This window comes from Streptomyces sp. NPDC127106 (assembly GCF_042677605.1).
Taxonomy (GTDB): Bacteria; Actinomycetota; Actinomycetes; order Streptomycetales; family Streptomycetaceae; genus Streptomyces.
Genome location: NZ_JBHXTC010000028.1, coordinates 64,437 through 76,597, shown reverse-complemented (window position 1 = coordinate 76,597; position 12,161 = coordinate 64,437). Strand labels below are relative to the sequence as shown.

Annotated in this window: 10 protein-coding genes; all 10 read right to left on the bottom strand. The window is 66.2% G+C overall.

All coding sequences use genetic code 11. From position 1 onward, the window contains the following. Nucleotides 1–5: 5 nt before the first annotated feature. The gene (locus ACFVGY_RS22835; protein WP_385680170.1) at nt 6–2,063 is read right to left on the bottom strand and encodes a hypothetical protein; all 2,058 of its coding nucleotides are present in this window, start codon (nt 2,061–2,063) and stop codon (nt 6–8) included. 140 nt (nt 2,064–2,203) lie between these two features. Beyond that, the gene (locus ACFVGY_RS22830; RefSeq protein WP_385680169.1) at nt 2,204–3,970 is read right to left on the bottom strand and encodes an AAA family ATPase; all 1,767 of its coding nucleotides are present in this window, start codon (nt 3,968–3,970) and stop codon (nt 2,204–2,206) included. A 243-nt stretch (nt 3,971–4,213) separates the two neighbouring features. Then, nucleotides 4,214–4,762, bottom strand: a complete 549-nt coding sequence (locus ACFVGY_RS22825) for a hypothetical protein (protein ID WP_385680167.1) — start codon at nt 4,760–4,762, stop codon at nt 4,214–4,216. A gap of 89 nt (nt 4,763–4,851) precedes the next feature. Then, a complete protein-coding gene (gene mobL, locus ACFVGY_RS22820; protein ID WP_385680165.1) occupies nt 4,852–7,128 on the bottom strand; it encodes a relaxase MobL in 2,277 nt (758 codons plus the stop codon). A gap of 95 nt (nt 7,129–7,223) precedes the next feature. Continuing rightward, nucleotides 7,224–8,273: a hypothetical protein gene (locus tag ACFVGY_RS22815; protein WP_385680163.1), complete on the bottom strand. Its 1,050-nt coding sequence runs from the start codon at nt 8,271–8,273 to the stop codon at nt 7,224–7,226. Then, on the bottom strand, nt 8,273–8,797 hold the full coding sequence (locus ACFVGY_RS22810; protein ID WP_385680161.1) for a hypothetical protein: 525 nt from the start codon (nt 8,795–8,797) through the stop codon (nt 8,273–8,275). Before ACFVGY_RS22810 ends, ACFVGY_RS22815 begins: the two co-directional genes overlap by 1 nt. Before the next feature lie 63 nt (nt 8,798–8,860). Beyond that, entirely contained in the window at nt 8,861–9,571 is a 711-nt protein-coding gene (locus tag ACFVGY_RS22805; RefSeq protein WP_385680159.1) for a hypothetical protein, read from the bottom strand. Further along, on the bottom strand, nt 9,568–10,356 hold the full coding sequence (locus tag ACFVGY_RS22800) for a hypothetical protein (protein ID WP_385680157.1): 789 nt from the start codon (nt 10,354–10,356) through the stop codon (nt 9,568–9,570). Before ACFVGY_RS22800 ends, ACFVGY_RS22805 begins: the two co-directional genes overlap by 4 nt. Before the next feature lie 74 nt (nt 10,357–10,430). Next, entirely contained in the window at nt 10,431–11,132 is a 702-nt protein-coding gene (locus ACFVGY_RS22795) for a hypothetical protein (protein WP_385680156.1), read from the bottom strand. Beyond that, nucleotides 11,129–12,112, bottom strand: coding sequence for a hypothetical protein (locus tag ACFVGY_RS22790; protein WP_385680154.1), 984 nt, complete (start codon nt 12,110–12,112; stop codon nt 11,129–11,131). The genes ACFVGY_RS22795 and ACFVGY_RS22790 overlap by 4 nt, the downstream gene beginning before the upstream one ends. Nucleotides 12,113–12,161 lie beyond the last annotated feature (49 nt).

Here is a 12,161-nt window from a genome sequence, read left to right as displayed (position 1 = left end):
ATCGCTCAACGGATGAAGACCACCCCGACGATGAAGCCGGCCACACCCATCAGGAGCGAGAGCGTGACGATCATGACGACGAGGATCTTGTTCGAGCGGCTCTGCATCTCGGAAGCCCGCGCCAGCTCGTTGGCGTAGGCCTCCTTGTCGGCCTGCATCTCCGTCAGGCGGGCTTCGTACCGCCTGGCCGCCGAATCCTCCACCGTCGTCAGCTGCTTGAGCAGGTCGGTGACCCGCGTCACCTGGAAGTTGGTCTTCTCCTTCTCCAGGTTGAGGTTGTGCTGCCACTCGGCGTCCCGAGTCGCCATCTGCGTGATGGCGTCCTTGCGGTTGCGTTCGAGCTCGTCCTCCATTCGGCGGATCCGGTCTGCGTGCTCAGAGCGCACCGATTCCAGGAGGTCCTGCTGTTCCCGGCGCAGGATGCCGATCTCGTCCGTGGTCCGCTGGTGCTCGGCCAGCGCCTCGGACTGGGCGATGTCGGCCTTGCGGTTGTCGTCGACGATTCGCTGGATCTCGGACTTCCACCGGCTCAGGCGCTCTTCCTCGGCCGCCAGGTACTCCGACTGCCGCTCGGCCAGCACCTCGAATATCCGCGTCTGCCCGGTCTGCATCTTCAGCGTTGCGTCCGACCGCCGGACCCGCAGGATTTCCTGCTGGTTGTGCGCGTGGGTGTCCTCGATGTCCCGCTCGATCTGGGCGACGGAGTCAATCTGCTCGCGCTCCATCCGCGAGCGGTTGCGCTCCTTGTACTGCAGCTCCGCCGAAAGCGCCGCCTGCTGGGCCACCTTGGCGGCCTGCGCCTCGTAGTCCTTGGCGATCTCCGCCCGGCGGGCTCGGATCTTTTCCTCCTTCTCCGTCTGCCGCTGCTGGTGCTCAGCCTCAGCCACGTCCTTCAACAGCTTGTACCGGGAGCCCTCGCGGTCGGTGGCCACCGCACGGATGACCTGCTCGGTGTGCGCCGACATGAGGTTGACGTAGAGCGCGCGCAGCTCGACCTCGTGCGCGGAACGGAGCTGCATCAAGTCCGCGTTGGCCTGCCGGTTGAGCTGGGCGACCTGGTCCCCGAGCCACTCGGTCGCTCCCTCGGGCACGGCGATCTGTACGACCGGTGCGCCGATGGTGAAGGTCGCGTTGAACTCGTCAAGCCGGACGTCCAAGTCCAGCTCCTCGGAGAGGAACCGGCGGGCGATGACGTCGCGTACCTGGGCCTGATCCGCCAGCGGCACGGCGTCGCCGGCTTCCTGGTAGTCGCCTTCGATGTCGTAGCCGGCGTCGGTCTCGTCGAAGCCCTCGTAGCCGGTCACCTCGTCGCCGTCGTAGTCCGGCTCCGACTCGACCGAAACGGTGCCCACGTCGTCCCCGTCGAACACGGGTGCGCCCACCCGTTCATCGTCGTCGACGACGTCGCTGAAACGCGGCTCGTCGTCCAGGCCCTCGTCAGCCCCCTCGTCACCGGGGATCTCATCGAAGATCGCATCCCCCTCGTCCTCATCGAGGAGCGCCGGGGAGGGGTCGGCGGTCCCAGCCTCGGCGACCAGGCCGCTGTGTTCTTCCCACGCCTTCTTACCCACGGCTTCTTCGAGGGTCGTGATACCTGCGGCGACGAAGCGCGCCTGTGCGAAGGTCGCATCGTTCACCAGATCGACGAGCAGATCGCCGCCGGGCTTCTGCCACACGACGGCCCAGGCGTAGGTGGCACCGGTGAGCAGCGAGTACTCCTCCATGCGCGCGAGAGTCTCGTCGGTGGGGATGATGCCGAAGACTTCCTCTTCGAGCATCTCTGCCGTGGCCACCGTGCGGATCTGGTCGGAGCTGATGAGCTCGATGATCGAGCCCTTCGCCTCGTTCCGGCCGTGCCGCATACTCAAGCCGCCGATCTCCTCGGCAGCAAGCACGAGCATCACCCAGGCCGTGCCGCTGGGAAAGACGAACGGAGTGTTCGACCGCAGCAACTCGACCGCTGCCGGGATCGCCGTCTCTCTCACCACGGAGGCCAGAAGCTCATTGGGCTTCTTCTTCCGTTCCTTCTTCTGGCGGACCGCCGCCGCTCCCAGAATGCCCATTGATGCCGATCCCCTCGCCAAAAGAACACAGTCCGCCTGGTTTACGAGCATCCTATCGCCGCCTTGTCAGCGTAAGCAACTATAGGGTGTGAAAGGGCTATCGACTCGTTAGTCGACTAGGTCCGCCGGCCTTTACCGACTCATCGCACCGCACTGACCTCGATGTAGGCATCGGAACTCAGCAGGTTCTTGTCGTCGCTGACCAAGTCGCCGACGACGTCGATGCGGATCCGTCGCTCCGAGGGGTGCTCGTTGAGGAAGGTCGCCACCGCGGTGGTGACCTCGTCGGTCAGCCTCGCCACGGCCGCCCGCGCGCCGCCGGCATCGGAGTCGGTGTCACCCTTGTCCTCGATGAGGTACTGCAGCACCCTCGCGTCGACGTCGACCCGCACGTTGTGCTTGATGAACACCTCCTGCACCATCTGCCGAAGCTTCTTCCGCACGATCTTCTGCTGCGTCGCCAGCGACAGCGGCTGGAAGGGTACGATCGCGTCGATGCGGCCCAGCAGCTCGGGCGGGAACCGGTTGTCGCCCGTCGTCGAGGAGATGGAGCGGCGGATCAGCTTCTCGTACTCCATCAGCTGTTTGCCCGAGCCGGTGTCGTCGGCGGCGTACTGCGAGATGCTCTTGTAGATCTCCGTGCCGGCGTTCGTCGTCAGAACGATGTACGTGTTGAGGAAGCTCACTTCGCGGTTGTTGTCGTCGTTGAGCCGGCCGTCGTCGAGCACCTGTAGCAGCACGCGCGTGACCATCGCCGAGGCCTTCTCGACCTCGTCGAAAAGCAGCACGGCGTGGGAGAGGTCCCACACCCGCTTGGTGAGTTCGGAGCGGAAGGCCGCGAATGACGAGTCCTCGGCGTACTCCGTCATGTCGAAACGGATCAGGTGCCGCTGGTCATCGCCGAACAGCAGCTTCGCCAGCTGCTTGGTGAGTTCGGTCTTGCCGACGCCGGTGGAGCCCGTGAACAGCAGGCTCGCCATTGGCTTTCCCTTGTCGTTGAGGTCCGCCACCGCCAGCTGTAGGCGACGCGCCACCGCGCCGGTCGCCCATTCCTGGCTGAACACCTTCTCGTCCAGCTGCTTCTTGATCTTCGCGCCGTCGACCTTGAAGGCCACGTTGACGTTCAGGGTCTCCATGAGCACGTCCGAGAGCAGGTCCCGGTCCATCGGCCGGTGCGTCAGGCGAGACCAGCCGACCATGGAGTCGAGCACGAGGATCGACTTGCGCGGTTGGGCGCTGGCCGGCATGTAGCGCTGGGTGTACTCGTAGATCTGCCGGAAGATGTGGTCGTCGTAGAACTCGTCAGCCACCCCATATCGTTCGGCCATGCCCTGCAGGATCTTGATGGTCGTCGACTGGTCGGGCGGGTTCAGGTTGATGCGTTGCAGTCGCTCGACGAGCGGCTGGTTCGGCGAGATGTGCTTGTGGAACTCCTCGTAGGTTGTCGCCGCGATGATCCTGATGCCGCGGGTTCCCGATGCGGCGAGGACCGGCTTGATCGCCTCGACGGCGGCGTCGGAGAGCTGGGCGACCTGATGGAACTCGTCGATGAAGAGGACCAGTTCGTGCTTCTCGTTTCTGACGAAGTCCTCGGCCTCGTCGAAGAAGCCCTTGAGGATCGCGGCCATGTTCTCGGCGGTGCCCGCCTCGGAGATCATGCGCGCTGGGTCCACTTCCAGGTAGAGGCGGTCCTTGTCCACCAGCATCGTGGCCTGGACCAGGGCCGTCTTGCCTGTGCCGGCCTCGGCCAACAGGAGCGCGTTGCACAGCTCGGGACGGCTCAGCGAGGCCAGCAGCTGTGTCTTCTCGTGCTCGCGGCCGACGATGTCGCGCTCGGCCTTCTTCAGTGGCTCCGAGAGTTTGGACAGGAGCCGGTAGCGCTCGTTGAGCTGCACCTCTTGAAACATGCCACACAAGACCTCTCGACAGGGCTGACGATTCGACTGCAAAACCAGTCGAAACCTATCATGAGCCGCACTCGATAGGGGGCTCAATGGGGGCCGAGAAGGGCTTGTGAGGGCATTCGGAGGTGGGGCTTGGAAGGCGGCCGCGCGATCAGTGCTCGACATCTCGTGGTCGTAGGTCGCGAAAGGCCCCTGGATGTCATTCCAGGGGCCTTTCGAGGGCTTGACTCGGCCTCGCCCTTGGTCTCAGCCGACCGTCGGCTGGTCGACCTCGACCTCGGTTGCCTGCTCCCGCTCGGTCTCGGGGGCCGAAGTCTGAGCCTGTGACTCCTTGGCCGCGGACTGGGCCTCGTGGGCTGCGCGCATGGAGGCCAATTGGCGGTCCAGCGTTCTGCTGTCGACCACGAACTCGGAGGCCTCGACGGACTTGGTGTTGACCACCAGGCCGGTGCCGTGCGTCGCGGGCATCACATTGCCCTTGAAGCCGTAGATGGTGCCGATCTCGTTGCCGTCCTTGTCCAGGATCGGCTCGGTGTTCGGCCCCGCAGCCTCGGCGATCTCCTCCATCTGACTGGTGGAGTACGGGGCGCCGTTGTTGTAGCGGACCTTGCCGTCCTCGCCCTGAACCCGATCGGACTTCAGATGCAGGTTCGTCTGCTTCGGGCCGCGCAGGTCTCGAGCGTCAAGCTGGACGTCGGCGTACTGGGACTTGCGATCCCTGGTGAAGCCCTTCTTGTAGGCTATCGCGATGAGGTTGACTCCGGTCATCGCGCCCGGGCCCTTGAGAAGTGCCATGATCTCTTCCCTCCACTTGTCCCCACTGTCATCTGACAGTCGACCGCGACCAGTCACATTGCCCGAACAAGACGTAATCAGCTCGTCTGTTAGGGCTCAAAAGCGGTTGAGATGGACGGCTGATGCGCGTCGAATGCCATCTCGGCGTCTGCCGTGGTCACAGCCTGATCGACTCGGGCCTGGACCCGCACGACCAGACCGGCGTCCAGCGAGGAAGCCTTGGACCGCCGCATCCTCTCGGCCTGCTCGCGCCCGGCGCGCAGCTCCGCGATTCTGGAACGCAACATGAGCGAGCCGGATCGCCGCCCCGTCTGCTGGGATGTCAGCTCCCGGGACACCCGTGTCATCGCCGCGACATCGTTCACCGGCAGATCGGCAATTGCCTCTGCCTGACCGGACTGGTCCAGGTAGTCCATCGCCGCCAGCAGCAGCCGTCGGCGATCCCTGGCCGTCTCGACGAAGGCCTGGTGTGCGCGCGGCCCGATTCGGACGTCGGTGACGAAGTCGTAGCCCAGGTGATGTAGATCCAAGCCTTTGACCTCGTCGAAGTCATACGCGGTACCGGCGACCACCTTGAAGTCCGTGCTGACCGCGTCCGTCTCCGTACCCGCCCGATGCTCGGCGCTCGACCCCACGCGCAGCACCAGGCCAGAGGAAGCGAGATCGGCCCGGAGGCCGTGCAACTTCCGGTCATAGGAGTGCTTCATCGTTCGAATGCGCGCGTCCAGCACCGCCCGGCCGCGCTCGCCCTCGGCCAGGAGCCTGCCGCCGGGCTGACCGTAGATCGTCCGGCCCAGATTCTCGGCCTCCCCGGAGTCTTTCATCCGCTGCAGAGACGCATCCGCGCGCAGGGCCATGAGCGAGAGCAGCCGCCGGCCGTAAGCCGCCACGTCCTGCTGCTGCTCGTGCCATGCGCCCGCATCCCCGACGAAGGGCAGGAAGTGCCGGTACTTGCTCATCAGCCTCCAGTGGTAGGCCTCCTCGAAGCGATAGAAGTCGTAGAGCGGGCGCGAATCCTCGGCGGCCACACCGGCCCTATCGGCCTGTTCCCACTGGTGGGTGAGATCGCGGTAGACCCCGACCTTCTCCCGGTGATGCCGTAGACGTGAGGCGTAGCTGCGCAGCCGGAAGCCGAAGGAGACCAGATCGGCTTCCGTGTTCTCGTGGTCCACCTGACGATCTGCAGCCAGCGCCGCCATCTGCTGGTAGTCCATCCCCATGACTTCGAGCATCGGCGTGCGCACGCGCAGTTCCGACTCCGGCATGGCCCGAAGCATCTGGAAGATGCCGTTGACGGCGCGCTCCGTGATCTGCGTACGTCCCCGCTCGACCAGCTTCTGCCATTCCTCCGTGCTCAAAGACTCCTTCGCGCGGCGCTCGTTGGCGTAGTCGACGATGCGCTCCATGGCCGCGGGCATCGGGGAGCCGGCGCGTTCGAGCTGCTCCCTCACGAGCTCGGTCACCAGCTGGTTCGCCTTGCGCATGCGAGCGTCGTCCGAGCCGGCGCGCCAAAGCGTTCGGTCCCCAGGCAGGCAGGCGACCAGAAACTGCGGCAGGGACTCGGCACGGATTCGCTCGTGCGCCCACCGCTTGATGAAGGTGGTGACGTTGCGCCGCTCGTAGCCGACGGCGCTGGAGAGGTGGGCCACCGCCTGCTTTTCGTGGAGCCAGGCATCGACGCCGCGGCGGAGCCGGGACTTGTGCCGGTCCAGTAGCTTGCCGCGCTGCGTGCCGTTCTTCGTCACCTGGCCCCGGCCGCCGTCGACCATGGCCAGGTGGCAGTGCACGTGCTCGGTGTCTACCTGGATGACCCCCACGTACCGCAGGTCGTCGAAGCCGCTGGTGCCCGAGCCCATCCGCTCCAGGCCGTACATGATCGCCATGCGCAGCTTCATCTGATCGATGTGGCCGCGGTAGTCACCGCGGGCTTCGCAGCGGAAGTCGACGTCGATGATCTTTTGCTTCCGCAGGTACTCCTCGTCGAAGGACAGCACGGTCTTCAACACGGTGTGCCCAGCGTCGAAGTAGTGCTGGATGTCCTTGCCGGCCGCCTTGAGCTGTTCGTCCGAGAGCGAGACCGAGCCGTAGCCGAAGGCCACGCCGCCGTCGCCTTGCGCCTGGCGCATCTCGTGCTTCGTCGCACCCCGCGAGATGCCGACGCGCTCGACGGCGGACTCCCGCGCCGTGTAGCGCAGGATGAAGTCGTCGGTGCGCAGACGCTGGATCGGAGCCAGGGACTCCGTCGCCTGCGCGCGGGCCATGTACCGGGTGACGTAGTCGCCCGGCGTCGCACCGCGCGATCCCTTGCCGCCGGGCAGCGGCACGGTGAACTCATTCACGATCACGATGTCCTGCTTCAGGCCCATCGTCGCTCTCCTTCCTGTCTCGCCACCGATGCACTACGGGCCCCGGCTCCTGTCAGCCGGCTCCCCGGGCCGCGCACGTCATGCCTGATCCGTCCTCAGGAGCCCAAGCTCTGCTCGTCGTCAACGCCGAAGTCCAGATCGGCCGCACGCCGGGCCACCTGGAGCTTGCGCTCGTCCAGGCTCGGGACGGGCTTGACCTCATGTCGGCGTGCCTCCTCCTTCTCCTTCTCCTCCTCCAGGTCGGGATCGGGGTTCAGGTCGCGTTGCGCCTCACGGGTCGGGACCGAGGAAGCGGACGGCACCTCCTGCTCTTCAGCCTTGTGCAGTGGTGCGGCCACGCGCTCCCGGTAGAGGTTCTCCGTGGTGCCCTCGGTGCTCGCACGCTCGGTCTTGTACTGCTCCCGTTCGGCGGCGATCTCTGCCTCGATCTGCCGCAAGCGTGCGTTCATGCCGTCAGCGACCGGTGCTGCCTCGGGCGCGGGCGCTCCGACGACCTGCTTGGTCTCGGTGTCCAGGCCCAACTCGTCCTCGGTGAACAGCGGGTTGATCGCGTCCGAGCGCGACTTCAGCCCACGTGCGTCGACTACGGCCTCGGCCCGCGGGACGCCGTTCTTGGATTGGTCGGCGAAGTAGCCGGCGAGGTCGTAGCCGCTGGACTCGAGATCGATCTCCAAGCCCCCGATGCCGTGGATCTGGGTGAAGACCACGGGCACATCGCCTTCGGTCCGCTCCTCCGACGGAGCGAGGACGAGCACGTCCGCCGTGGCCGGCAGCTCCCACTCGATCCCAGTGAACTGCTCGGGCACGGTGAAGCCACTCGTGAAGTAGCCCTTGCCGGCCAGCACCTCCAGCTGCTCGTCGTCGAACTCGTAGAAGGCGTCCACCTTCTCGCCCTGGCCGGGGGAGTAGGTCACCTGGGATATACCGAACGGCAGGGCCTCCGCAGGGGTGACCGAGCGCAGCTCGCCCGTCATGTGCAGATACGGACGGTAGTTCTCCTCCCGGCCCCGATGCTTGAGGTCGAGCGTTTCGACCATGACGCCGAGCTCGGCGACCACCCCCTCCAGCCGGTACGTCTCCACTCCTCGTTCACGCAGGACACGGTGGGCCCATACGTCGTTCATGGTCAGTCCTGCCGTGCGCATCACTTGCTCCTCTTGCGGTTGGTCCTGCTCTGGTTGGTGGTCCTGGTCGTGGACTCCGGTGTGACGTCGGCCTCGGTCACTTCGCCCCGGGCGTCCTGGATCTTCGCGATCATCCGTGTTGCCCAGCGCCACATGCCGCGCATCACGACGATCTCGCCCGCGGCGAGCAGTGCGACCAGGAAGAGGAGCGGCATCAGCCACATGGCGATGGTTCCATCCCCGCTGAGCGCAACCCGGGATGCGCCCGACTGCTGGTGCAGCCATGCGCCCAGCAGCGGGATGACGACCACGGCCGTGATGCATGCCAGCAGGTAGTCGGCGAGAAGGACGACGGCCCGGAAGAACCCCGCCCACACCACGACGGAGAACCCACCGGCCTGATTCCCCGGAGCCAGGCGCCGCCATCCGGTGCGCGGCTTCGAAGCCTTGGGCTCCTTCTCAGGCTTGGCCGTGGTCTTCCTCGCCGCCGAGGCCGTGCTCGTCGGGACAGTCGTCTCGGTCTTCTCCAGGGCCTGAGTCGACATCTTCGTGTCCTTACGTCTCGTAGAGGTCTTCTGGGGTGCGTGCCGAAACGGTGGGTGCTTCGCTCACCGCTTCGGCTTGGGGGAGGACTGTTCCTCGCCGGCCCCGACGAGGGCGTCGCGGGTCTTGCCGGAGGCCCGATAGGCGTCCAGCGATGTCGCCGTGCCGTCCTGAGAGGTGGAGTAAGTGAGGACCACGAACTCGCTCTTGGCGGCGCTGCTCTGATCCGGTCCAACGCGGACCGGATCGAGACGGGCCACCCCCGTGTAGGAGTAGTTCAGGCCCTGCACCCGACTCACATGAACGTCCAGATCGGCAAGCGCGTACGTCGTCCCAGCGCCCTTCGTGGCTCCGGTCGCAGTCATCCACTCCGGCACGAACTCGGTCAGTACCCGGGACTCGTGGTCGAGGAAGCCGTAGCGCGCGTCGAGTAGCGCCTGCTGCTCCTTGACGGTCCGGCTCGACGCCGAGCTGTCCGTGAGGCCGAGCAGAAGGGACCGGCCCGTCGTCCTGTCACGGTTCACCCGCTCGATGTCCACGCCCGGCAACTGGGCCAGCAGCGCCGTGTGCCGTGCTGCGAGCTCGGTCCGGGCGTCGCTGAGATCGCCTTCGAGCTTCTGAACGACCGCGTTGTCCTGGATGTCCGACACCGCCGGACCGCCGCTGAGCAGGCCGGCTCCGAGTGTGACCACCGAGAGCGCGAGCAGCGCCCCGGTGCCGCCGAGCAGGATCCTCCCGGCGTGCAGGCGCAACTTGTCGTTGATCTCCTCCTTCACGGTGTCCTCACCTCCTGCTCCAGAGCCTTGCCCGTGACCGTCGTACCGGTCCGGATGTTCACGAAGGCGTTGCGGACCAGGTCGTAGTCGGCGCGGGCCCAGGCCAGCACCGCCGGCTTCTCGCCCGCCCCGGTCCTGGTCTCCGTCGCCAGCCAGGTCACCGAGATGGTGCCGTCGTCGTTGACCAGGTAAGGCACCTGGCCGGCCCACTCGAAGCCCGAGTCGAAGCTCATGGGGATCCCGACGCCGGCTGGTACGTCCTTGTCGCCGGCGAGCAGGTACCACGGACCCAGGTCTTCCCGGTGTACCGAGGGGGCAAAGTAGGGGATGAGATTGCGTAGCGTCGACTGAGACGTCGCCGCGTCGAGCTTGCCGCCGTCTGCCGCCACCTTGGGCGTCAGGTAGCGGTAGTCGTTCTGCAGCTTCGCGACTTGACCAGCCGCCCTCAGGGCCGCGGTCAGACCACGCTCGGCGTCGTCGGCCTTCGGTAGCGCCGCGGTCTTCGCCTCGGCGATCCTGAGCTGCTCCCGCAGAGAGGACACCTCCGGTACAGCCGTACCGCGCACCGCGCTCTGGCCGTCGGAAGTTCCTGCGGAGAGCAGGAAGCACAGCAGTGCGCCGACACCCATGCTCAGACCGGCCGCAACGGTGCGCTTGCGCAGGCCGCCCGCGGGCTCCATGCGCTCAGGAGTGTCCGAGCCCTCCTGCGAGGAACCGGACGTCGCGACGAAGCGCGTCTTGCGTACCGCGGACCCGCCCGACTCATCGGTCTGTGTCGACGTCATTGCTCCTCAACTCGCCGTTCCACTCAAATATCAGTCTAACTCTATCAGTGAGGCGAGTCGAAAGGGTCTGTGAGTCATTTGGAATGGCGAGTCTCGCCGCTCGCCGGCACGCCGGAGAGGTTCGAGACCTTGCCCTGGGCGTCGACCGTGACGAAGAGGAGCGCTCGCCGGTACGCCGTGACACTGGCTTTGCTCGCCTTGTTCTGGGACGTCGCGTCGGAGGTGACCTCGACGTCGGCAAGGACGGCGTAGGTGTAGACGCCCGCCTTGGCGTCGATGACCTCCACGTCCGGATCCGCGCCGAGGGCCGAGTTCAGGCCAACCGCGTCGATGTAGTGGTAACGCCGCCCTTGGGAATCCTCGTTGAACCTCGACGGGGGCATGAACGACTTCAGGAACATCTCGTTCTCGGTGAGGTCGAACCGACTCTTCAGCCTCTCGCGCGCAGCCTCGTAGCTCTGCCCCGAGTCCCACGTGAAGACCATCGAGAGCAGCGACTTGATGCGCTCACGGTCGGTGCTCAGCCGACTCCGGCTGACACCCAGGGCCGCCATGACGTCCGCGTTCACCTGCTCGGCGTCACTCTTCCGGACTGCCGCCAGATGTCCCTCGAGATCGTTGATCCGGGCTTCCTGCTCAACCAGGGCCGCGTGCCGGCTGCTCCAGGTCACTCCGCCAACCGTCGCGACCACCGTGAGGACCGCTGCCGTCCCCAGGACCGAGAGGTTGCGCCGGAAGAATCCCCGCCGCGCGGGTGCTGCCGTCTGCTCCGTCATCGCTTCCCGCCCGCCTCCTGTGTGCCCGTGCCACTGAGTTCGGGTACTCCGGACCCGGCCGGCATCCTGACCGCCGGGTTCTCGTGCGAAGCCCCGGCGGCGGTTACCACGAGGGCCAAGTGGTCGAAGGTCCCCGCCGTGCCATTGCGTACGTAACGCGCGCTCGCCCAGGCGAGCACCTCGCCGCTCGTCGTGTCCCGGCACAGCCAGATGACCCTTGCCTGGTTCGTCGCGCCGGAGCCGCCCTTCACGCTCAGATCGGGCATCACCGTCTCGACCTTCCATGCGTACGTGCTCGGGGCAGCTGCCTTGTCGCCGTCGTAGCGGATGTACCAGGCGTGGCGCGGATCGATCTCGGTGGTCGCGTCGAACGGCGTCAGCGACGAGGTGCTGTACGCCTCCTTGTCGCTGACGAGGAAGGAGTTCTTGTCGAACAGCGGCGCCAAGTCCCGTCGGTGCTCGACGATTTCCAGCGTGGCCTGGTTCGGAGCCCCGTTCTTCCGGCTGGGCTGGACATCGGCCTGGTGGTACAACTCGGCGAAGGTCTGCTCACCCGCCGCGACCTTCTTCGCGTCGGCGGCTGCCGCCTCGGCGAGCTTCGACAACTGCGCGCCGACGTCCGCTTTCGCGGGCTTGGACCGGGCATCGTCCAACTGTTGCGTAAGCTGGAGGATCTGGGCCTCGTTGTCCGCTGTGGTCGTCTTGAAGCTCTCGCCGGTCACGCCCGCAGTGATGACCAGGGCGAGGATCCCGGCACTCATCACCGCGGTGACGCCGCGGCGGAGCAGGCGCGCGTTGTCCGCCGGGGCGCGGGCCTGGCCCTTCTCTCGCCGGCGCATCATCCAGCCCGCGAAGCGCTCTTCGAGCTCGGCTCCGGTGACCTTCGTGTGCGTCTTCGATACCGCGGGCTTCTCCCCGGGCATCGACTCGCTCTCCTGCTCCGGTCCGATGCCCTCGGACTCGTCAGGGGTTGTCGTCACGGAACGCTCCTCACTCCGCGTTGTTCTCATAAACGACTGAAGCTTATAT

What these genes read in the sequence shown, in the direction of transcription:
- ACFVGY_RS22835 (WP_385680170.1), bottom strand. Translation starts at nt 2,063, where the DNA reads ATGGGCATTCTGGGAGCGGCGGCGGTCCGCCAGAAGAAGGAACGGAAG.
- ACFVGY_RS22830 (WP_385680169.1), bottom strand. Translation starts at nt 3,970, where the DNA reads ATGTTTCAAGAGGTGCAGCTCAACGAGCGCTACCGGCTCCTGTCCAAA.
- ACFVGY_RS22825 (WP_385680167.1), bottom strand. Translation starts at nt 4,762, where the DNA reads ATGGCACTTCTCAAGGGCCCGGGCGCGATGACCGGAGTCAACCTCATC.
- mobL (WP_385680165.1), bottom strand. Translation starts at nt 7,128, where the DNA reads ATGGGCCTGAAGCAGGACATCGTGATCGTGAATGAGTTCACCGTGCCG.
- ACFVGY_RS22815 (WP_385680163.1), bottom strand. Translation starts at nt 8,273, where the DNA reads ATGCGCACGGCAGGACTGACCATGAACGACGTATGGGCCCACCGTGTC.
- ACFVGY_RS22810 (WP_385680161.1), bottom strand. Translation starts at nt 8,797, where the DNA reads ATGTCGACTCAGGCCCTGGAGAAGACCGAGACGACTGTCCCGACGAGC.
- ACFVGY_RS22800 (WP_385680157.1), bottom strand. Translation starts at nt 10,356, where the DNA reads ATGACGTCGACACAGACCGATGAGTCGGGCGGGTCCGCGGTACGCAAG.
- ACFVGY_RS22795 (WP_385680156.1), bottom strand. Translation starts at nt 11,132, where the DNA reads ATGACGGAGCAGACGGCAGCACCCGCGCGGCGGGGATTCTTCCGGCGC.